General features: G+C 39.1%; 16 protein-coding genes and 1 tRNA gene. 9 read left to right on the top strand and 8 right to left on the bottom strand.

The genetic code is table 11. The features are described from left to right. The first annotated feature begins 9 nt into the window (after positions 1-9). The 4 genes from mdh (at position 10) to secDF (ending at position 5,916) form a co-directional block, all read left to right on the top strand. Complete coding sequence (gene mdh, locus G5B37_RS06185) at positions 10-936, top strand: malate dehydrogenase (protein ID WP_164679187.1); 927 nt, start codon at positions 10-12, stop codon at positions 934-936. A gap of 104 nt (positions 937-1,040) precedes the next feature. Beyond that, entirely contained in the window at positions 1,041-1,952 is a 912-nt protein-coding gene (locus G5B37_RS06180; protein WP_164679186.1) for a SecDF P1 head subdomain-containing protein, read from the top strand. A 67-nt stretch (positions 1,953-2,019) separates the two neighbouring features. Then, a complete protein-coding gene (locus tag G5B37_RS06175) occupies positions 2,020-2,631 on the top strand; it encodes a hypothetical protein (RefSeq protein ID WP_164679185.1) in 612 nt (203 codons plus the stop codon). Between the two features lie 207 nt (positions 2,632-2,838). Beyond that, on the top strand, positions 2,839-5,916 hold the full coding sequence (gene secDF / locus G5B37_RS06170; protein ID WP_164679184.1) for a protein translocase subunit SecDF: 3,078 nt from the start codon (positions 2,839-2,841) through the stop codon (positions 5,914-5,916). Positions 5,917-6,069: 153 nt separating this feature from the next. Here secDF and G5B37_RS06165 read toward each other — a convergent pair whose 3' ends face one another. The 5 genes from G5B37_RS06165 to folE form a co-directional block, all read right to left on the bottom strand. Beyond that, positions 6,070-6,561 carry a DUF192 domain-containing protein gene (locus G5B37_RS06165; protein ID WP_164679183.1) on the bottom strand — a complete coding sequence of 164 codons (492 nt, stop codon included), beginning with the start codon at positions 6,559-6,561 and terminating at the stop codon, positions 6,070-6,072. After that, positions 6,558-7,487 carry a prolipoprotein diacylglyceryl transferase gene (lgt, locus tag G5B37_RS06160; protein ID WP_164679182.1) on the bottom strand — a complete coding sequence of 310 codons (930 nt, stop codon included), beginning with the start codon at positions 7,485-7,487 and terminating at the stop codon, positions 6,558-6,560. The genes G5B37_RS06165 and lgt overlap by 4 nt, the downstream gene beginning before the upstream one ends. Before the next feature lie 437 nt (positions 7,488-7,924). Then, positions 7,925-8,173, bottom strand: coding sequence for a membrane protein insertion efficiency factor YidD (gene yidD / locus G5B37_RS06155; RefSeq protein WP_164679181.1), 249 nt, complete (start codon positions 8,171-8,173; stop codon positions 7,925-7,927). Positions 8,174-8,228: 55 nt separating this feature from the next. Further along, the gene (gene cysS, locus G5B37_RS06150) at positions 8,229-9,713 is read right to left on the bottom strand and encodes a cysteine--tRNA ligase (protein WP_164679180.1); all 1,485 of its coding nucleotides are present in this window, start codon (positions 9,711-9,713) and stop codon (positions 8,229-8,231) included. A 61-nt stretch (positions 9,714-9,774) separates the two neighbouring features. Then, positions 9,775-10,461, bottom strand: a complete 687-nt coding sequence (folE, locus tag G5B37_RS06145) for a GTP cyclohydrolase I FolE (protein WP_164679179.1) — start codon at positions 10,459-10,461, stop codon at positions 9,775-9,777. Between the two features lie 158 nt (positions 10,462-10,619). On the opposite strand from folE, the gene G5B37_RS06140 reads away from it, so the two are divergent. Further along, on the top strand, positions 10,620-16,748 hold the full coding sequence (locus tag G5B37_RS06140) for a T9SS type B sorting domain-containing protein (protein ID WP_164679178.1): 6,129 nt from the start codon (positions 10,620-10,622) through the stop codon (positions 16,746-16,748). A gap of 71 nt (positions 16,749-16,819) precedes the next feature. On the opposite strand, the gene G5B37_RS06135 is transcribed toward G5B37_RS06140, so the two are convergent. Further along, positions 16,820-18,331 carry an OmpP1/FadL family transporter gene (locus G5B37_RS06135; protein WP_164679177.1) on the bottom strand — a complete coding sequence of 504 codons (1,512 nt, stop codon included), beginning with the start codon at positions 18,329-18,331 and terminating at the stop codon, positions 16,820-16,822. A 32-nt stretch (positions 18,332-18,363) separates the two neighbouring features. Then, positions 18,364-19,437: a hypothetical protein gene (locus G5B37_RS06130; protein ID WP_164679176.1), complete on the bottom strand. Its 1,074-nt coding sequence runs from the start codon at positions 19,435-19,437 to the stop codon at positions 18,364-18,366. A 101-nt stretch (positions 19,438-19,538) separates the two neighbouring features. Between G5B37_RS06130 and proS the strand changes: the two genes are divergently transcribed. The 4 genes from proS to G5B37_RS06110 all read left to right on the top strand — a co-directional run bounded on the left by proS (position 19,539) and on the right by G5B37_RS06110 (position 23,094). Beyond that, complete coding sequence (gene proS, locus G5B37_RS06125; protein WP_164679175.1) at positions 19,539-21,014, top strand: proline--tRNA ligase; 1,476 nt, start codon at positions 19,539-19,541, stop codon at positions 21,012-21,014. A 77-nt stretch (positions 21,015-21,091) separates the two neighbouring features. Then, positions 21,092-21,163: transfer RNA gene (locus tag G5B37_RS06120), tRNA-Glu, on the top strand. A 24-nt stretch (positions 21,164-21,187) separates the two neighbouring features. After that, positions 21,188-21,439: a 30S ribosomal protein S20 gene (rpsT, locus tag G5B37_RS06115; protein WP_164679174.1), complete on the top strand. Its 252-nt coding sequence runs from the start codon at positions 21,188-21,190 to the stop codon at positions 21,437-21,439. Between the two features lie 200 nt (positions 21,440-21,639). Continuing rightward, on the top strand, positions 21,640-23,094 hold the full coding sequence (locus G5B37_RS06110) for an HTTM domain-containing protein (protein WP_164679173.1): 1,455 nt from the start codon (positions 21,640-21,642) through the stop codon (positions 23,092-23,094). A gap of 4 nt (positions 23,095-23,098) precedes the next feature. On the opposite strand, the gene coaD is transcribed toward G5B37_RS06110, so the two are convergent. Continuing rightward, positions 23,099-23,536, bottom strand: coding sequence for a pantetheine-phosphate adenylyltransferase (gene coaD, locus G5B37_RS06105; RefSeq protein ID WP_164680894.1), 438 nt, complete (start codon positions 23,534-23,536; stop codon positions 23,099-23,101). Positions 23,537-23,591 lie beyond the last annotated feature (55 nt).

Below are 23,591 nucleotides of genomic sequence, written 5' to 3'. Positions count from 1 at the left end.
ACCAAAAAAATGAAAGTAACTGTTGTAGGAGCAGGTGCGGTAGGTGCAAGTTGTGCCGAGTACATTGCTATTAAAAATTTTGCAAGCGAAGTAGTATTGTTAGACATTAAAGAAGGATATGCTGAAGGAAAAGCGATGGACCTGATGCAAACGGCTTCGTTAAACGGATTTGATACAAAAATTACTGGTTCTACAAGCGATTATAGCAAAACAGCAAACAGCGATATCTGCGTTATTACGTCGGGTATTCCAAGAAAACCAGGAATGACTCGTGAAGAGTTAATCGGGATTAATGCTGGAATTGTAAAATCTGTTTCTTCAGATCTTATTAAACATTCTCCAGATACCATTATAATTGTAGTGAGCAATCCAATGGATACCATGACATATTTGGTGCATAAAACAACCAATCTCCCAAAAAACCGAATTATTGGTATGGGTGGGGCCTTAGACAGTGCTCGATTTAAATACCGATTAGCAGAAGCACTAGGAGCTCCAATTAGTGATGTAGATGGTATGGTTATTGGCGGTCATAGTGATAAAGGTATGGTGCCATTAACGCGTTTGGCAACCAGAAATAGCGTTCCAGTTACAGAGTTTATTAGTGACGAACGATTAAATCAAGTAAAGGAAGATACCAAAGTTGGTGGTGCTACATTAACCGGACTTTTAGGAACCTCTGCTTGGTACGCTCCAGGAGCGGCTGTTAGCGGATTGGTACAGGCTATTGCTTGTGACCAAAAGAAAATATATCCTTGTTCAACCTTATTAGAGGGAGAGTATGGTCTTAACGACTTATGTATAGGAGTACCCGTAGTTTTAGGGCGAAACGGAATTGAAAAAATTGTAGACATATCGTTAAACGATGCTGAAAAAGCACATATGCAAGAAAGCGCAGAAGGTGTAAGCAAAACAAACGGATTGTTAGAGTTATAGAACTCTTTTTAGCATAAACATGAACCTCTCAGTTTTCTATATTCTGAGAGGTTTTTTAATGCTGCCGATTTGTTACATTTGAAACACACTAAATAAACCCAAGCATGCGCCTTTTAAAATACATCATTCTTCTAGCAGTGGTTGTTTCCACTTCTTCCTGCGGAAATTTTTTGGACAAACCAGATAAGCAAGTGGTGGCGATTTTGAAAGTTGAAAACCCAAAACAAACTACAGAAGCCATTCAAGCATTACAAGAACGCTTTAAAAAGTTTGGTGTCTTGGCTGAAGTCGCACAAATTACAAACAACGAAATCAAGGTTGAATTACAAACTTCTGGCGTTGCTGAGGTTGTTAGAAATAATATGACAGCCACAACAAAACTCGAATTTTATGAAGTTATTTCGAATGTAGAAGTGTCTGAGAATTTTAAAAAGGTCTTGCAATTAAACGATTCGATAGTACAGCAGTTTAGAGAAAATTTTGAGTTTAGTCAGCATTCTGGAATGCCTACTATTGGCTATACACATGCCGCCGATACCATCATGATACGGCGGTTTCTAGACAACTACCTCCCAAAGATGTCTGCTAATGTGCCTGTTAATAAGCAGCGCTGGCTCTGGGGAATTATGGATGCAGATGGTTTGGTGCCTTTGTATTTGGTGAAAACAGACGCCAATGGGAACCCAGCTATGGGAGGAAATATGGTTGAAAACGCTCGCCAAACAACAGATCAGATTGGGCGTGCGGCAATCGCTATACAAATGTATCCTAACGTCGCTAACCAATGGGCTGTACTAACAGAGCAAGCGTATAAAAAGCAATTCCAAATTGCAATGGTCATTAATGGATTGGTGTATTCTGCTCCTGGAGTTGTCTTTGGACCAATAGAGGGGGGAAGGTCTGAAATAACTGGAGATTTTACAGTAGAAGAAGCGCAAGAATTGGCAGCGAAGATTGCTTTAGGGTATTTGCCAAAAATGGAGCTTATTTCTTTCGATGTGCAACCGTTAGATTAATGATTTCTAACCAATAATATCTATAAAGACTGTAGTGATACAGTCTTTATTTTTTTATATTTGGCGCATGAACCAAAAATGGTACATACCAATTATAGTAATTGCCTTGGCTTTCTTAGGAATCGGTCTAGACAATACGGTTGTACCTAATCAGGAAATAGTTGTTCAATTTAACAACGAAGGAGTAACCGCGCAAGAAACGCAAAAGGCTGTTGCAGCTGTAAAAAAGCAATTGCAATCTATTGGCGGTACAAACATTCAGATTACCAAGTCTCAACAAGGAAACTTAAAAATAACCTATTACAGTGCAATGGACGTTGCGGCTGTACGAAGTATTTTTTCTGATGACACCTTACTAAAAATTGGTTTTACTTCAAATACAGACCAAGCTCCAACAGATGTTCCTGCTAACAACCCTTCAAATAATTATCAACTTAACATCGATGCCATAGATTATGGACAAGAAGGTGGCTTCGATTTTGATGGGTTTGTTATAGAAATCAAAGGAGGAAATGATCGGTATGTAGACCCCTTTGTATATGCGGGTATTTCCGAAGAAATCATTCGCCTTTGCAATTCCTTTGAAAAAATTGCATATGAAGTGCAACTAGATTGTAGTCTTCATATAGATTATTCTACTTTTAATTTCCCAGAAGTGCGGGCTGGCCCTTTATCGTAAAGGAAAATAGATTACTTCCTAACATTCAATTTAAAAAGAAACAGAGCTAGCTATTGGCATTGATCTTTTATCATATCCTTATGCGAGAGCGTAGGACTTTCAGAAAAACATATTTAATATCAATAATTTAGTGTTGAATAATGTGGTAAATTTTATATTTGCCCTCCCAAAAATTTGGGATGTAAAAGACACTGTAAACAAAACAACATGCAAAATAAAGGACTTATTACCGTCTTTGCTATTCTCTTCGGAATTGTAAGTTTGTACCAATTATCGTACACCTACATTGCCAATGGAGTAGAAGATGACGCCAAGGAATACGCGCAAGCGAAGTATCCTGAAACAGAACCAGCTCAACGAGCTTTAGCAGAAACTAAATATTTAGATTCTGTAACCAATTTGCCTCAAATGTTGGGGATAGACTATAAGACAGCAAAAGAAAAAGAGCTGAATAAAGGTCTTGACTTAAAGGGTGGTATTAACGTGATCCTACAAGTATCTGTAAAAGATATCTTGAAAGGTTTGGCAAATAACACCAAAGATCCGGCGTTTAATCAGGCATTGTCTAATGCAGATGAACTTCAGAAGCAAACTCAAGATACGTACCTTGAATCTTTTTACGAAGCTTTTGAAGCCATTCCGGGTGACAACAAGTTAGCTTCTCCAAATATTTTCTTTAACAAGAACTTAGAAGACGAAATCAATGCTTCTATGACCAACGACGAAGTTCGTCCGGTAATTTCAAGAAAAATAGATGAGTCTATTGCTTCAGCATTTGAAGTACTTCGTAAGCGTATCGATAAGTTTGGGGTAACACAACCAAACCTACAACGTCTAGGGAATTCTGGACGTATCTTGGTAGAATTGCCAGGAGCTAAAGATATAGAGCGTACAAAAGACCTTTTACAGAGTACGGCTCAATTAGAGTTTTGGGAAGCTTACAAAGCAGAAACATTCCAAAGTTTCTTGTTTGAAGCAGATGCTAAACTGAAAACAATGCTTTCTCCAGAAGCGGAAGTAGTAGAGTCTGAGGTATCAGAAACAGAAGTAGCGCAAGACAGTACTGCGGTAACTGAAGAAGTTACTGAAGAAGCTACAGATGATGACCTTCAGGATTTGTTGGGAGAAGATGATGGTGAAGAAGCCTCTACAGACCCTGCAGTAAATAACCCATTATTATCTAAAATTTCTTTTGGAACACCAGGATCACCTATCATTGCTTCGGTACAAACAAAAGATCAAGAGACTATAAAAGAATACCTAGATAACCCTCAAATACGTCAGTTACTTCCAACTGAATTGCGTTATGTGAAGTTTGTATGGGGATTACCTACAGACAGAGAGGTAACTGTAGACAACGAAACAAAAACTGTTGAGTATGCAGATTTGTATGCCTTAGTTGGAAACAGAGAAAATGTACCGCCATTAAGTGGGGGTGTTGTAACAGATGCTGCTCAAGGATACGACCAAGTGGGTCGTGTAGCCGTAACCATGCAAATGAATGGTACAGGAGCTAAAATCTGGGAAGAAATGACAGGAAAAGCTTCACAAGAAGGAAGTCAGATTGCAATCATGTTAGATGACATTGTATACTCTGCGCCTGGAGTATCTTCTGGACCAATTGCTGGAGGTAGAAGTGAAATTACGGGAGACTTTACCATTGCTGAAGGACAAGATTTAGCAAATGTATTACGTGCAGGTAAATTACCTGCTTCTGCAGATATTATCGATGCTGCTGTTGTTGGGCCAACACTAGGTCAAGAAGCAATTGATAGTGGTATTTTATCATTTGCCATTGCTTTATTATTTGTACTTATATGGATGATTTTTTACTACGGAAAAGCGGGTATTTTTGCCGATATCGCTTTGGCAGTAAACATTTTGTTCATCTTCGGGATATTAGCAGGTATTGGAGCGGTATTAACACTTCCTGGTATTGCTGGTATTGTATTAACCATTGGTATTTCGGTCGATGCGAACGTACTTATCTTTGAGCGAATACGAGAAGAGCTCTCAAAAGGTAAGGCGCAGCGCGATGCTATTAAAGATGGTTTTAGCAATGCATTATCTTCAATTTTAGATGCAAACATTACAACAGGTCTTACAGGTCTAATTTTATTAGTATTTGGTACTGGGCCAATTCAAGGTTTCGCAACTACATTACTAATTGGTATTTTAACGTCACTGTTCACCGCAATTTTCATTACGAGATTATTCATTGATGGATATACTAAAAATGGTAAGTCATTAACTTGTTCTACACCAATTACGAAGAACTTATTTAAGAATGTAAATATCGATTTCCTTAGAAAGCGTAAAATTGCATACGTAATATCTGGAATACTACTTGCAATTAGTATCGGGTCTTTATTTACAGTAGGTCTTAACCAGGGTATTGACTTTGTGGGTGGACGTACATATACGGTTCGTTTCGATAAGGATGTAAGTGCTCCAGAAATTGAAGTGAAATTACTTCCTGTGTTTACAAGTGTTGAAGCTAAAACATACGGGTCTGACAACCAGTTAAAAATTTCAACAAAATATAAAGTAGACGAAAGTGGAGAAGAAGTCGATACAGAAATTGAACAAATGCTATTTTCTACTTTGAAATCTGATTTCCCTTCAGATTTAACGTTAGAAGATTTTAAGATTAATGGAAATGACACCGAAACCAAAGTCGCAGGACTTATGGGATACAATAAGGTGAATCCTACTATATCTGATGATATCAAAACGTCATCATTTTGGGCAGTTTTAGGTTCTCTTGTGGTGGTATTCTTATATATCTTACTACGTTTTAGAAGATGGCAGTTTAGTTTAGGTGCCGTAGCAGCGGTATTCCATGATGTATTACTCGTACTCGGTATCTTCTCGCTAACATACAAGGTAATGCCATTTAACATGGAGATTGACCAAAGTTTTATTGCGGCAATCTTAACCGTAATTGGATACTCGCTGAATGATACCGTGGTTGTATTTGACCGTATTCGAGAATTCTTTAACGAGCATCCGGGTTGGAAAATGAATCGTATCATTAACAGTGCCTTAAACAGTACGTTAAGCCGTACGTTAAACACGTCTATGACAACCTTGATTGTATTGTTATGTATCTTCTTTATAGGAGCAGAATCTATTCGCGGATTAATCTTTGCATTAATTGTCGGGGTAGTAGTAGGTACTTATTCATCGTTGTTTATTGCAACGCCAGTATTCTATGATACTGTAAGAAAAAGAGGAATCGATTTAACCGATAAGAAAGAAGAGGAAGAAGAGGTAGTCGCCTAAGTTTTTCTTCGGAAATATTAGATAATAAAAGCCCGCTCTTAAAAGGAGCGGGCTTTCTATTTTTATTAACTGTTTATAGGGTTATGTGTTTTCTAAACTGGCGTGTTACTAAATAGTGACTGAAGCTCCCGAAGTTACTATTTCTCCACCTTTTTAATCACGTTGCCAATTTAGAATATCACCGGCTTCCAGACCCCATTTTGTAGTGAGTCCAGCATTCACTTCTAATACGTACATAGCAGGTGCGTCAGACGGAAGCGATGTTTGGTCTAATGGTTGGGCATTTTTCTGAATACTTACTACTTCGTTAGTTGCATTTAGGTATATAATATCTAAGCCAAATTCTGTGTTCTTCATATAAAAAGAACGACGTATTTCATTAGGGAAAATAAAGAGCATTCCACGGGTGTCAAGCATGCTTTGCCTGTACATCAGTCCTGTTTGTGTTTCGTAGTCGCCTTCAGCTATTTCTAACTCTAAGTTAGCAAGCACGCTATCGGTTGTTGCCTTCTTTAAAACTCCTGTAGCTTCTTTGGTAAACGTAACTTTTTTGGTAAGAACCTTACTTTCTTTAGGTGCTTCTTTACATCCCTCAAACGTGAAAAGGGAAAACAATAGGCATGCGGGAATTAATAATTTTATCATGCTGTGTATTCAGTTTTTTTTGAACGAAGCAGAAAATAGAAACCTGCCAAAATAAATGGGATGCTTAAAAGTTGCCCAGTATTTAAGAGCCAAGTTTCGCGACCATCTACTTGTACCTCTTTAAAAAACTCTACAACAAAGCGTGTCATAAATAGTAAAATTAAGAACCAGCCAAAAATATAGCCTACATGCTTTTTAAGAGGTGTTTTCCAGTAAATAAACCAGCAAACTAAAAAGGTAATGATGTAGCCCAATGCTTCGTATAACTGGGCTGGATGACGTAATGGAACAGTAGCCAATAGTTCTGAAAACTGCGCATTATTTGCAATAGCGTCATATGCCTTATTTACATCTTTTATACCTGTAGCTTTCACGGCTTGCTGCGGAAAAATGTCATGTCGCAACATCTTTATACCAAATGGATGACCACCTGATGCTTTCCCAACGATTTCAGAATTCATAAAATTTCCGAAGCGCACAAAAGCTCCGCCAATAGCTACTGTTATTACTACTCGGTCAAAAATCCAAAGGGCGGGTTTCTTAAGTACACGCTTGTTATATAAGAGTAATGCAATTACAATACCAATCGCCGCTCCGTGACTTGCGAGACCTCGAAAACCTGTAAACTCAAATTCGGGAACTGTTTTAAAAGGTAAAACCACAGATAGCGGATCTTCCCAAAGCAATTCGGTTTCATAGAAAAAGACATGTCCCAGACGCGCGCCAATTAAGATTGCTAACACCATATAGATAAAAAGACTATCTAGCTTTTCCATAGAAATGTTATCATTCTTATAGAATCGCTTCATAATAAACCACCCAATAACAAAGGCAACAACGTAAGAGAGACTATAAAATCGAATCATAAAAAAACCAAGGTCAATACCTTCGCTGGGGTTCCATGTGGTACTTAAAAAGTGTAGCATAGGGCTGTTTTGTGAAATGTAAAGATAGGAAAATTGCGTTCTCAATAAGAATGGTATGTTGCTATTTTTATTAGGAAGAAGGACGAACAGGCGAGCTAGCGCGTTGGCGAGTTGTCATCCCCATCCGGAACAGGATCATAGCCCGAACCTCCCCAGGGCGTTGGAGTGTTAAGAAAATGTACGGTGTACATTTTTAACGAACAGGCGAGCTAGCGCGTTGGCGAGTTGTCATCCCCATCCGGAACAGGATCATAGCCCGAACCTCCCCAGGGCGCTGGAGTGTTAAGAAAATGTACGGTGTACATTTTTAACGAACAGGCGAGCTAGCGCGTTGGCGAGTTGTCATCCCCATCCGGAACAGGATCATAGCCCGAACCTCCCCAGGGCGCTGGAGTGTTAAGAAAATGTACGGTGTACATTTTTAACGAACAGGCGAGCTAGCGCGTTGGCGAGTTGTCATCCCCATCCGGAACAGGATCATAGCCCGAACCTCCCCAGGGATGACAACTCCCAATACGTTTTACAGCAAGCCATCCTCCTTTAAACAACCCGTGTTTTTGCAGTGCTTCTACAGTATATTGAGAACATGTTGGCTGATAGCGACAGGTAGAGGGAAATAGTGGCGAAATAGCACGCTGGTAAACACGCACTAAAAAGATAAAGGGATATGTGAGTATTTTTTTCATCTCAACTCCTTTAAATAGAAATTTAGAGGTGTTTCATAATTTTTTTAGTTGAAATTTAGCTCAAAGAATACGTAGTTCCATCTTTGCCATCTTTCAACTGAATTCCTACTTCCTGTAATTGATCTCGTATGGTATCACTTGTAGCAAAGTCTTTATTTTCGCGTGCCTGATTTCGCAATTGAATAAGTAACGCAATAGCGCCATCTAACTTGTCAACACTGCCATCTCCTTTCGATTTCGTGTCTTCTAGTCCGAGCACATCAAATATAAACACAGTGAGCGTCTCGTTTAATAGTTGTAAATCTGAAGCAGTTATAGTGGCATTACCATCTTTTAGCGCATTAATAAACTTAGCGGCTTCAAATAGTTGAGCAATTAAAATCGGGCTGTTGAAATCGTCATTCATGGCGTCATAACAGCTCTGTTTCCAGGCTTGAACGTTCATCGTACTGCTTGAAGATGTGCTGATTTCAGCAATACCATGATACGCGTCTAACAACCTATTAAAACCCTTCTCTGAAGCTTCTAGCGCGTCGTTAGAAAAGTCTAGAATGCTTCGGTAATGTGCCTGAAACATAAAGAATTTTGCTACTGAAGGTGAAAATGTTCTTCCAAGCGCATTATTTTCGCCAGAGAATAACTCGCCAGGCAAAATATTGTTTCCTGTAGATTTAGACATTTTCTTCCCGTTTAGAGTTAGCATGTTAGTATGCAACCAATAATTTACAGGACTTTTATGGTTACTTGCTTCTGCTTGTGCAATTTCACACTCATGGTGCGGAAATTTTAAATCCATGCCACCTCCATGAATGTCAAAGGTTTCGCCAAGATATTTTGTGCTCATCGCAGTACATTCTAGATGCCAACCCGGAAAACCATCACTCCAAGGTGAAGGCCAACGCATAATATGTTGTGGCTCTGCTTTTTTCCAAAGCGCAAAATCTTGCGGATTTTTCTTTTCGCTCTGAGCGGCAAGCTCTCGCGTATTGGTGATCATATCTTCAAGTAGTCTTCCACTTAACTTTCCGTAGGCATGATCTTCATTAAATTTTACAACATCAAAATATACAGAACCATTTTTTTCGTAGGCATATCCTTCGGCAAGTAACTTTTCTACAATTTCAATTTGTTCTATAATATGTCCTGTGGCGGTTGGTTCAATGCTTGGAGGTAGCGCATTAAATTTTGCCATAGTTTCATGAAAATCTAAGGTGTATTTCTGAACCACTTCCATGGGTTCAAGTTGTTCAATTCTTGCCTTTTTAAGAATTGGGTCGTCACCACTTTCGCCATCATTTTCTAAATGTCCAGCATCGGTAATGTTTCTAACGTAGCGAACTTTGTACCCAAGATGTTTCAGATATCTGAAAATTAAATCGAATGACAAAAACGTACGGCAATTACCCATATGTACATTACTATACACTGTGGGGCCACATACGTACATGCCTATGGCGCCTTCATGAATTGGGACAAAATCTTCCTTTTGTTTAGTTAAGGAATTATAGAGTTGAATTTGTTGATTTTTATAAAGGCTCATGATATGTTTTGAGTGGCTTTTCAGTTGGTTTCAAGATTTGTTGATGCTAATTTTATGGTAACTAGACACCTTCAAAGCTGGTATTTAAGTTGATGTAATCTAAAAAATCGCGACGCGTATCGGGGTTTTTAAACTTTCCGCCGAACTCGCTAGTCACCGTACTGCTATCTATGTCGCGAATTCCTCTAGAATTTACACATAAATGTTTCGCATCAATAACGCACGCAACATCTTCTGTTTTTAATGCTTGCTGTAATTCTTTTACAATCTGCATTGTAAGTCGTTCCTGAACTTGTGGGCGTTTTGCGTAATAATCTACAATACGATTCATTTTAGAAAGTCCAACAACTGTTCCGTTCGAGATATAGGCAATATGTGCTTTGCCAACAATTGGGAGCAAGTGATGTTCGCAGGTAGAGTAGAGTGTGATGTTTTTTTCAACAAGCATTTCTCCATACTTGTATTTATTGTCGAACGTTGAAGCTTTAGGTTTTCGGTCTGGGTGCAAACCGCTAAAAATTTCTTGTACAAACATTTTTGCAACTCTGTTAGGCGTTCCCTGCAAGCTGTCGTCTGTTAGGTCTAAGCCTAAAGTTTGCATGATGTTTTGAACGTCCTTTTTAATGCGGGCAATCTTTTCGATATCGCTTAGTTCAAAGGCGTCATTACGCAATGGTGTATGTGGCGCAGCACTTAAATGATCGTCTGCTGAAGCATCAGTATGTAGTAGCGATTTTTCCAAATCCATAGTCAATTTTATTGTATACTTTATTTGTGGTGTGCAAAGATACGTATTTCGGCGATTGCGATGAATATTTGTTAAATTGTATTTAACAGCATGTTTTGCACGTTTCGTCCTATGGTTTCATAAAATTTTCTTAATTTTCGCGGATTATAATAAAAAATATGAAAAAGACTTACCCCACCTCGTTCTTTGCGTCTATTATACTCTTATTTTCATTTGCAGCTATGAATGCGCAAGGCCCAGGTTCTTTATTTGTTGATGCTGGACCCGATCAAGCTTTAATACCAGGGTCTGGAGGATGTACAACGATTACTGCAACATTTCTTGAAACGTTTGACACCTCTGGTTCTACGTATGCCGTAAATTCAATTCCTTATAATCCGCCCTTTGCCTTTGACGGTTTGGCAAATTCAATCGATATTTCTACAGACGATGTTTGGTCTCCAGTAGATACATTGCCTTTTGATTTTTGTTTCTTCGGAAATTTGGAGCAAGATTTTCAAGTAGGCTCAAATGGAGTAATTCGCTTTGATGTTGATGCTGGTGATACAACTAATGGTTGGGCTTTTAGTGAAGATTTACCAAACAATACAAATGCAACACTAGCCGAAGCAAATGTATTTACACCCGTACACGATATTCACCCTGGTATTAATCCAAATAATGAAATTGGATACGAAGTTTTAGGAACCTTCCCTAACCGAGTTCTTGTGGTTTCTTATTTTGAAGTTGCCATGTTTTCAGGATCTTGTAATTCAATGGAAGCAACACACATGGCTGTGTTTTATGAATACTCTAACGTAATCGAAATTTACATAAGAGATAAGCCAACTTGTACAACGTGGAATGACGGAAATGCTGCGGTGGGTATTCAAAATAATGCAGGTGATACAGCCTATGTACCCCCTGGAAGAAATACAAGTGATTCTCCATGGACCACTAATAATGAAGCCTGGAGTTTCAGTCCAGTTGGTACAGAGACTTATGTGTTTGAATGGCTAGACGACATGGGAACCGTAGTGAGTACAGACCCAGTGTTTAATGTATGCGTTCCTTGTGGAACTACAACCTACACAGCACGTGTAACTTATAACAATACTTGTAATGGGGACGTAGTTGTACTCGAAGATGATATTGAAATTACCTTCGGAAATTTTTCAGCAGATTTAGGTCCCGACGTAGAAACCTGTAATACAGATCCAATTTTGTTAGATGCGAATACTGGGTTAACAGGGCTTTCTTATGAGTGGTTTTATAATGCCGTTTCTCAAGGACCATCTACTGTCGATGATAATACATTTTTAGTAACTGCTCCTAATTCTGGAACTTATACTGTTGAAGTATTTGATCCAGGAGATCCAACCTGTGTTGTGTCAGATAGTGTAGACATTAACTATTATCCACAGCCTATTATTGAAAATCCTGCAGATGATTTGTTTCAGTGTGATGATGGTGTAAATTTAGGTGAGTTCGACCTTACAGTAAACAATGCAGTAGTTTTAGGAACACAAAATCCAGCCGAGTTTACCTTTTCTTACCATAATAGTCAGGCAGACGCCGATACCGGGGCAAACCCAATTATGCCAGATACTGCATACCCAATTGCAACACCTCCTTTAGAAGTAATCTATGTTAGAATTCAAGATTTGTCAGGTACGTGTTTTGCGACAGACGAATTTAATATTGAATTCTCGCCAGTTAGTGCAGGACCAATGACAGATATTCTTGATTTGTGTGATCAGGATTCAGATGGTATGGTGACTTTAAACCTAGTTGCACTAAAAAATGCGGAAGCATTAAACGGACAAAACCCATCAGATTATTCAGTGAGTTATCACCCAACACAATTAGATGCCGATAACAATACAAACCCACATCCAAATCCATATGATGTAACCGTATCGCCAGAAACTATTTTTGTTCGAGTTGAAAATAATAATAGCCCAGGCGGATCATGTTTTGCTACCGATAGTTTTATTGTTGAATTTTTTATTGCTCCGGCTTTGAATATGCCTACACCGTATGAAATTTGCGACGAGTTACCGAATGATGGTTTTGCAGAATTTGACCTGACAACAAAAGATAATGAAATCACAGGTGGAAACCCTGACGCGGTCGTTACATACTACGAAACTTTGAATGACGCGCAGAACGCAATGAACGTGATTGCAACGCCTACTATGTATATTAATATAGTGCAAGGATTTCAAACAGTATATGCAAGAGCAGAAAATATAAATAGTCCAGATTGTTTCAATGTTGTTGCTTTAGACTTAAAAGTCAACGACAGTCCACCTCTTACAGATCCGGTCACTGATTATATTATTTGCGACAATGACGAGGATGGTTTAGAGGAATTTGATTTAACGAGCAAGGATGGTGAGATAGCGAACATTTTGGTTAATTTAACAATTACGTATCACACGAGTCAGGCAGATGCTGAGGCTGGTGTTGGAGCTATTGCTACACCTGGGGCTTATATAAGTGGTGGTGAGATAATTTGGGCGCGTGGAGAGAATATAGCTGGATGTTATACGGTTGTTAGTTTTACATTGATATTAGACACGATTCCGTTGTTTGTTGAGGTTCCTGAGTTTAGGCAGTGTGACAATGATGGAGATGGTGTTGAGAGTTTCGATTTAAATACTCAGAATGCTACGATTGTCGATGGTGATTTAGATTTAAGTGTTACGTATCATCCTACCGAGTTAGATGCAGACGATGCTACTAATGAGTTAATGAGTCCTTATGTGAGTGGAGGCGAGGTTATCTGGGTACGTGTAGAGAGTAATAGTCGTGGTTGTTATGGTGTATTTGACATGGAGCTTATCGTTGTGGAGCGTCCTGATATTTTTGAGCCAGATCCTCTTACAATTTGTGATGACAACAACGATGGTTTTGGGGAGTTTACTTTGACAGATGCAGATGATCAGGTTGTCAATGGTAATCCGGCGGGTAATTTGGTAGTTAGCTATCATGAGACGTTGGTCAATGCTCAGAACAATGTAGATCCTTTAGCGAGTCCTTATTTGAATATAGTTCCTTTTAACCAGACGGTGTATGTTCGTTTGAGCGATACTGCTACGGGATGTTATAATGTTACAACGTTAGATCTTATAGTTTTAGAGACCCCTGAGATATCAGATCCTTCACCATTAGAGGAGTGTGATACCGATGGAGATGGTGTTTTTGTATTTAACCTTACTGATGCTGAGCCAGAGATTTTGGCGGGTCTAACGGGAGGTCCTTATGTGGTGAACTATTATGAAGACCCAGCCCTTACCATTGCGATAGCTAATACTACGGCATATCCAAACATTAGTAATCCTCAGACTTTGTTTGTGACAGTAAGTGATACAGGCAATAGCTGTTTGGCAGAGACAACTTTAGAACTTATTGTAAACCTTCCACCATCGCTCAATGAGCCTATGGCCTATACGTTATGTGATGAGAATGATCCTCCTGGAGAGGAGATGGAGGTTTTTGATCTTACCAGTCGTACAGCAGAGATCACAGGCGGTAATATAGGTATTGTGGTTAGTTTCTATGAGAGTTTGGCCGATGCACAGGCAGGCACAAATGCCATTGCGACACCAGAGGCATATACCAATTTAACCAATCCACAAAACATTTATATTCGAGGAGAGAACGCTACCACGGGTTGTGAACAAACAGGTGGTGTAAACGGGTTGGTTCTTGAGTTACGTGTAGATAACATTCCTGATGTAGAAGATCCAACACCTTTGGTTGTTTGTGATATGGATAATGATGGTTTTGCTCAGTTTGATCTTACCAGTAAAGATGCAGAGATTGCAGGAGGTGATCCTAGTGTAACTGTTACCTACCATGAAACACTTTTAGATGCTCAGGATGGGGTGTTTGCCCTTACGAGTCCGTATCAAAACATTGTAGCCGACATGCAGACGGTATACGCGCGTGCTGTTTTCTCTATGGCTCCTAATACCAATGGTTGTTTTGATATTGTTGAGTTAGACCTTATTGTACTTCCTTCTCCAACCTTGCCTTTGGAGATATCGCCAATTATTGCTTGTGAATCAGGTGGTACTGCGGTGTTCGATTTAACAGAGCGAGAAGTAGAAATTTTAAATGGTCAAGATCCGTTGAGTTTTACGGTTAGTTATTATGAATTACTAGTAGATGCACAGGCGGGTACTAATGCTATTGCTATACCTACGGCATATGCTAATACTAGCAACCCACAGACTATTTATGTTCGTGTTTCAGATAACACGAATCTATGTGCTGTCACGGGTAGTTTTGAGATAGAGGTTCGTGAGCCACCTATGGCCACACAGCCTATTCCGTTTACTAAGTGTGATGATCTAGGTGAGCCTAATGATGGTATTGCTAGTTTCGATTTAACGACCAAAGATGTTGAGATTGCTGGTGCTGGTATTGGTATTAATGTAAGTTACTACCTTACACCTGAAGATGCTCAGGATGCGACCAATGCTATTGATCCAGCTACGGCGTATGTAAACCAAGATCCAGTTACAGGAGCTGCTATTAACCCGCAGACGATTTATGTACGTGTAGACGATGTTACTACAGAATGTGAAGGCTTTACAAGCATGACCCTTCGTGTGGTGTCTAATCCAGAACCTGTTTCGCCAGATGCTATTGAGGTTTGTGATATTAATGATCCAAACGATGGGGTAGAGGTATTCGATTTAACCATACGCGAGGCTCAGATTCTCAATGGTGAGAATTGGACTTTAGAGTATTATGAGACCTTTACCGATGCTGTAGATCAGACCAATGTTATTGGTACCCCTGGGGCATATCCTAATATAAGTAATCCTCAGATTGTTTATGTACGTGTTACCAATGGTACCATTCCTGAGATGTGCTTTGAGATTGTAGAATTAGAACTTATTGTGAATCCATTACCAGATGCTAGCGCAGTGGTAACGCCATTGGTTTTATGTCAGGCACCTAACACTGGATTTGGGTTGTTTAACCTTACCGATAAGGAAGGTGAGATACTCGGGGGTCAAGATCCAGCGCTTTTCACGGTTAGTTATTATGAGAGTGCTGCAGATGCGGCCATTATGTTTAATCCAATTACAACCCCTGGTTCGTATACAAACCTTAGCAATCCACAGACTATCTATGTAGGGATACAGAATATAGAGACGGAGTGTTATATTGCTATGCAAGAGTTTGAGTTACGTGTAGATGATGGAGCTACGGCAACAACACCTGCAGCGCCATACGCTATTTGTGATAATACAGACCCTAATGATGGTATAGCCGACTTTACCTTAGACGATCCAACAGACCCTACTTCACAGGCTCAGTTGTTGCGTGATGAGATACTCGGGGGTCAAGATCCGACGTTATTTTTACTTACCTATCATGAGACTCTTGCTAATGCAGAAGGGAACATAGATCCATTAGGAGCTACGTATACTAATATTGTAAATCCACAAGTGATTTATGCTCGTGTGAGTAATAGCGCCAACGATTGTTTTGCGATTACTGAAGTTATTCTGAAAGTGGAGCAATTACCAATTTTGGCATTAGATGAGGAGTATAGGTTGTGTGTAGATGCCGATGGGTTACCGATCGAGGCTGAATTTGGAGGTCCTTCACCACCGGTTTTAGATACAGGGTTATCACCAGAGGATTATATTTTCTTGTGGGAGTTAAATGGAGCGGTACTTATTGGAGAAGTAGGTCCTTCAATTATAGCGACACAAGAGGGTGTTTATGTGGTCACTGTTACCGAGCGTGTTACAGGCTGTATGCAGAGTTATACCACTACGGTGATATTGAGTTCACCTCCAACGACATTTGATGTAGATGTTACCACGGGTGCCTTTGCAGGAGAGCATGCGATAACTGCTACTGCCCAAGGTTTAGGGACGTATCAGTTCCAGTTAGATGATGGAGCCTTCCAAGATGAAGGGATGTTTAACAATGTGGCTCCTGGAAGTCATACGGTTACCATACAAGATATAAATGGTTGTGGGAGTGTGACGGTACCGGTAGGTGTTGTGGATTATCCTAGGTTTATGACTCCTAATTTAGACGGATACCATGACACGTGGAATATCATTGGTATTGCAGATGCAGACCCTACGGCAAAAATTTATATATTTGACCGCCACGGAAAACTGCTTAAGCAGATTAGTCCAACAGGAGAAGGATGGGATGGAACCTTTAACGGAAATCCTATGCCTTCTAGCGATTACTGGTTCGTGGTAGAATATACAGAAGACGAAACCCAAAAGGAGTTTAAAGGACACTTCACTTTAAAAAGATAATACACATTGTATAAAACAACAAAAGCCTGTCTATTTAGACAGGCTTTTGTTGTTTATAGGTAGTTCTTTAATTAGAGATTCACACCAAAAGTAAGCACCACATTGCTTGTTACAGCATTAATTGTAGCTGCATCTGTAAGACCGATATTATAAAGTTGTTGTTGTCTTTCCTGTTCTGCTCTAGCGTAAGATACGTCGAAACTATAATTTCCGAAGTTATATCCAAGTCCCAATGAGAAGCCATTAGTATCACCCACTGTAAGCTCATTCACATACGGGCTTTGTTCATACATAAAACCGCCACGAAGACTTAACTGGTTGATTCTGTATTCACCACCAATTCGAAGTGTGGAAGCTCCTGTTAACTGATTCTCAATAACGTTATTCTGATTGGCAAAGAAAGTATCACTTGTAGGTCTAAATTCAATATTTGAGTAATCTTTGAAGGAATAGTCTATGCTAATAAGTCCTTTTTTGCCAAAAATATAGGCACTACTGGCTGTTAATTTTCCTGGAGTTCTAAGATTGTAATTTTCAAAAACATTAATGACTCTTGGGTCTACAATTTCTGTAAAAACTTGATTGTCTACTGTACGTTGCGTTTCTAAGTATTGAGATGTTTCTTCGGAAATTTCATACCAGGTAGGTGTGTCTATGGTAAGCCCAAATCTAAAATCTTCAAATTTTGCTATGGCGCCTATCTGAGCTGAAAACCCTGCGCCTAGTACGGAAAGATTGTTTTCAAAACCAATCTGATTTACAGATGAACCCGGGTTGCTATTAGTTTCAAACAAAAATGTGCTCTGGTCATAATCAATTGCGTGGGAGTTCAGGTTAATCCCGAAAAACCAATTTTCACCGTATTGCGTTCCAAAATTAATGGTGTATTTACCACTGTACCCTTGAGTTAAATAAGTGTATTCTTGATTAAAATTTCCGTTGGAAACATTACTTATATACTCTGTATTACGCGGGTCATTTGTTAGCGGATCAAAAATAAACCCTTGATAGCCCAAAAATGCATTTTGTGCTGCTACGCCTTCGGTTTCACCTAAAAAATTATATAAATCTGAAATTCCCTCATCGAATCGCAACTGCAATAAGTCTAGCGGTATACCTTGTGCTTGTTCTGTGAAAAATGATGCGATGGATGTATTGCCTCTTCCTGACGCAAATATATCATTGTCGAAATTTTCAGTATTGTTATATGTTAATCCAATTGTAAATTTCTTCCAATTTGAGTCGTTAGGGCTATCAAAAACAAATACAATACCTGCCTGATTTAAACTAAGTTCGTTTTCACCACTGGTTTGTGAATTATTAAAATAACGTGCGGTGTTGTCAACATCTGTAATTGCAAAAGAAACATTGCCGCTATTATCTAGAAATACAGCGCTTCCTGCTGGGTTTATAGAGATGGCACTCATATCGCCTCCAAGAGCTCCAAAAGCACCGCTAAGGGCATTAAAACGGGCTGTCCCATTAATGTTGTCAGTTGCATATCGAAGTCCGTCGGTACTATTTTGTGCTTGGGAAACAGCCATAGCGCAGACTGCTATGAGTAAGAATGAGATTCTTTTCATAAGGTGTAAGTTATAAAATGTAATTAAAAAGATTATCCGCGACCGCCTCCTCGACGTGAGCCTCCACCCCTAGAAGCTCCAGACGATCTTGATCCGCCAGAACTTCTCATAGATCCAGAAGATCGCGAGCTTGATGAAGGTCTAGAGAAACCAGATGATCTCCTACTGCTTGAAGAGGGTCTTGTGTTTGTACGATTTCGAGTAGTTGAAGATCGAATGTTTGTGTTTCGTTGTGTTCTGTTAATACTTCGAGTGTTAGTAGCTCTTCTATTTTGCGTGTAGCCTCGAGAGTTTGTACTTCTAGAATTTCTAACAGTATTGCCTCGGCTATTACTATATCTACTTACAGAGCTTCTCGCATCAGAATTGTAATTTCTTCTCGCCGTTTCATTTCTTGAATAGCTATTGCTTCTATTGGTCCTTGTAGCGTATCTGCCAGTTCCAGTGTTACGTCGTCCTCTGTTATAGGCAATATTGTTTCCGTAGTAGCCATTTCCGTAGTGACCACCATAATAGCCGCCCCATCCATAATAGCCGCCCCATCCATAATAGCCACCCCATCCATAATTACCATACCAGTAAGGCGAGTTCCAGCCCCAGGCGTTTCCATACCAGCCGCCCCAGCCCCACGCATTTCCGTACCAGCCTCCCCAGCCCCAGCCATTACCATACCAGCCTCCCCAGCCCCAACGATTTCCATACCAGCCTCCCCAGCCCCAGTTGTTAAAGCCAGTTTCGTAGATGTTTACGGTAACGTTGTCTGCGTTGTTGCCCCATGCCCCATAGCCATCTTCATATTGAGATTCTTTGGTTACTATATAGCCTTCGTCGTCTATATATTCTTCTGAAACATACGAGTCTATATCTGTAAAGATTAGATCTTCCTCCGGTAAGCTTTCATATTCAGCTTCTTTGGTTTTAAAGTACTGTTTGTAGTAGTTGGAGTTATTTGTTGTAGCTACTTCTTCTACTTGTTGTTGGTCAGATCCGTAAATGCCGTCTTCGGCAGCATATTGAGAAGAGCCACAAGAAACTAAAACGATGGATAGTATTCCCATTAAAAGAAAAGGGAAGACATTGATGGAGGAGAAATTTTTAGTTTGCATAACTGTTGTATTTTATTGTTGGGCTACGTAAAAATAATTAGTTTTGCCCGATTGTACTAATTATTTAACAAAGACACAACATTTGTGCCAAAGTACGTACTATGGGAAAGAATTTGACTACTAGAAACGAAGATTATAGTAAATGGTATAACGAGTTGGTTATCAAGGCCGATCTTGCTGAAAACAGTGGGGTACGGGGGTGTATGGTGATAAAACCTTACGGATATGCGATTTGGGAGAAAATGCAGGCAGAACTTGATAGAATGTTCAAGGAAACGGGACACCAAAATGCTTATTTTCCATTGTTTATTCCAAAATCATACTTCAGCAAAGAGGCAAGCCATGTAGATGGTTTCGCTAAAGAATGTGCTGTCGTAACGCATTATCGCTTAAAAAATGATGAAAATGGAAATGGTATAGTTGTAGATCCTGATGCTAAGTTAGAAGAAGAGCTTATTGTTAGGCCTACTTCAGAAACTATTATTTGGGATACCTACCGAAAGTGGGTGCAGAGCTATAGAGATCTTCCTTTGCTCATTAACCAATGGGCGAACGTAGTGCGTTGGGAAATGAGAACTCGTTTGTTTTTGCGTACAGCAGAATTTTTGTGGCAAGAGGGACACACAGCACATGCTACAGAGAAAGAGGCTGTGGAGGAAGCTGAGCAAATGATGCATGTCTATGCCGATTTTGTTGAAAACCATATGGCTGTACCCGTTGTAAAAGGGACTAAAACAGAAAGTGAACGTTTCGCAGGTGCTTTAGAAACCTATTGCATTGAAGCTTTAATGCAGGATGGAAAAGCGCTACAAGCTGGAACATCACATTTTTTAGGTCAAAATTTTGCCAAAGCATTTGATGTTAAATTTGCTACCAAAGAAGGGAAACAAGAATATGTTTGGGCTACCTCTTGGGGAGTATCTACACGATTGATGGGAGCGTTAATAATGACGCATAGTGATGATAATGGCTTGGTGCTGCCTCCTAAGTTAGCGCCAGATCAGGTGGTTATTGTGCCTATTTATAGAAACGATGAGCAATTAGAGGCTATTAGCGAGGTTGCTAAGGCATTACAGAAGGAGTTGCGTACTAAAGGTATACGCGTGAAATATGACGCCAGAGATACCCATAAGCCGGGCTGGAAATTTAATGAGTATGAATTAAAAGGGGTGCCAGTTAGGATTGCTATCGGTCCTAAAGATCTTGAAAAGGGTACAGTAGAGCTGGCCCGTAGAGATACCTTGGAAAAACAATTTGTAGCGCGCGAAGATGTGGTTGGAGTGGTAGAAGGCTTAATGACTGAAATTCAAGAAAATTTGTACACTAAAGCAATTGCGCATAGAGCTGAACATACTACTAAAGTAGATTCTTACGACGCATTTAAACAAGTGCTGGAAGATAAAGGCGGTTTTATTTCTGCTCATTGGGATGGTACAACTGCTACAGAAGAACAAATAAAGAATGAAACGAAAGCTACGATACGCTGCATACCATTAGATGATGATAATGAGGCTGGAAGCTGTATGGTAACTGGAAAACCTTCAAAAAGACGTGTTCTTTTTGCGAAGGCATATTAAATTTTTTAAATTTTTTTTGAAAGGGATTTGCGACATAAAAAAATAGTTGTATTTTTGCATCCGCATTTAAAAACAATGGTCCGTTCGTCTAGGGGTTAGGACGCCAGGTTTTCATCCTGGTAACAGGGGTTCGATTCCCCTACGGACTACAAATATTAGATTAAACAAACATCATGGCGAATCATAAGTCAGCACTAAAGAGAATTAGAAACAGCGAAACAAAGCGTTTACGTAATCGTTACCAACACAAAACGACGCGAAATGCTATTAAGAAGTTACGCGAGATGACAGATAAGAAGGAAGCTGAAAAGTTTTTTCCTGCTGTTATGTCCATGATCGATAAGTTAGCGAAGAATAATATTATCCATGATAATAAAGCAGCTAACGTTAAATCTAAATTGGCGAAGCACGTAGCTACGTTATAAGTTTTAATGGCGAATTAAATAGAACTCCTCCAATGTTGGGGGAGTTTTTTTATGGGTAAAAGTCAAGTGTTATAACCAAACTGACCTAGCTAAATAATTAACAAGCGCATGTCAAGCTTATTTTTTTGTGGTAAAATTGACAAAGAATTTTAATATATAACCGATAAGCTATATCTTTCAACAACCACAATCATCGGTCTATGTTTAAAAGATTAACCAATTTTTTCTACGCACCAATAAACCCTTCTATTGTTTGCATCTTTAGAATCATTTTTGGGCTAATTGCCACCTATCAGATTATTTATTATTTTAAAGTAGATTATACCTATCAATTTATTGCTGGGCCAGAGGTGCTTTTCTATTTTAACGAACTGTCTTTTCTACAGCCACTGCCACTACCAATCTTAAAGGGACTTCACTTTTTGTTGTTAATTTCAACAGTCTGTATTACACTTGGGGTATGGTATAGGTATGCAATAAGCTTTTTCTTTATCGTTTTTAGCTATTTCTCATTTATGGATAGCACACTATATAACAATCATATCTATCTTTTTTCATTGTTTGCTTTTGTTATGATTTTTATAAGTGCCGATGAAAAGTATAGTATCAAATCACGTAAAAGAAAAGACATTGCTAAGATGTATATTCCAGCGTGGCATCAGTATATCTTAATGTTTTTGATAGCACTTCCATACTTTTTTGGAGGTATAGCAAAACTGTCGTCCAATTGGTTGCACACAAATTTGGTTTCTGAAATTTTATCGGCTTCTAAAAATAATTTTTTAACACAACTGTTTTCTAACGATACACTTATAGCATTTGTAAAGTACGGCGGACTTATATACGATTTAGGCATTGTATTTTTATTGCTTTTTAAAAGGACGCGTCTTTTTGCAGTAGGATTAATTCTAATTTTTAACCTTACGAATAATTCTTTACTTTTTGACGATATCGGAGTTTTTCCGCTTTTTATGATTGTTGCTACCATCTTATTTTTTAACCCCGAGCGTGTAGGTAATTTTACTGATACACTGTTCATCAAGAAAAAGAAAGTTGTTAAGCTTTCTCAGAAAGAAAAGAAACGCTTAAAGAAGCAACTAAAGAGCAAAGATGTTAGTGCGACAGTTACTAATGGTGATGCAGTTGTAGTTGAAAACTCAGATGTGCTGTTTGCTAAATCTAATAAAGGTCTTGTTACGGGGCTTTTGTTGGTGTTTTTGATTTTTCATCTCGTTTTTCCATTTCGATATTTATTACACTCAAATAATCCCGAATGGTATGGACCCGGCGTTCATTTTGCTTGGCGCATGAAATTACAGGCAAAAAAGGTTGTTACACTTAACTTGACAATGCAAGATCGAGCCTCTGGAGCTACGGGAGAAATCAAGGAAAAGACGTTTATTTCGCATAATCAATCGTTACATTTAGTAGACAGACCAGTTAACTTGGTGCTCTTAGCTAAATATTTGAAGCCTAAAATTGAAAAACAATACGGGATTGTAAACCCTAAAATTTCCGCAGAAGTTATTGTTGAATTTAATGGGCTACCAGCTCAGCAAATGATAGTGCCAACTGTTGATTTAACCGAAGTAGATGAACGTGATTATAACGACCTATCTTGGATAGTACCACTAAAAATGAGCGAAGAAGATTAATTAGTTACGGAAGTAAACTTTTAGCATCACCACCATTTCTAACAATATCTCGCACTATAGAAGACGAAATGTGAGAATACTCTGGACTGCAAATTAAAAATACACTTGCAACACCATTTACCTTTTCGTTTGCCTGTGCAATGGTTTGCTCATAAGAAAAATCGATTGTGTTTCTTAGTCCGCGTAATATATACTGGGCCTCCATTTCTTTGCAAAAATCAGCCGTCAACCCTTTATAAGACATCACTTTTATATTAGGGTGCTGCGGAAAAGCGTCTGTTATACGTTGTATACGTTCTTCAAGCGACCACATATACTTTTTATCTGCATTACTGCCAATGGCAATTATAATTTCATCAAATAGAGGTAGTGCCCGTTTAACAATATCTACATGCCCTATGGTTATAGGGTCGAAAGATCCGGGGAAAACAGCGCGTCTAATGGTGTTTGTTTGGCTCAACAGTTAATCATTTATATTCTTGAGTACAAGGTACAAA

It is taken from the genome of Rasiella rasia (genome assembly GCF_011044175.1).
In the GTDB taxonomy this organism is placed as follows: domain Bacteria; phylum Bacteroidota; class Bacteroidia; order Flavobacteriales; family Flavobacteriaceae; genus Marinirhabdus; species Marinirhabdus rasia.
The sequence above is the reverse complement of the archived record's forward strand: the minus strand, read 5'-3'. Positions and strand labels throughout refer to the sequence as shown.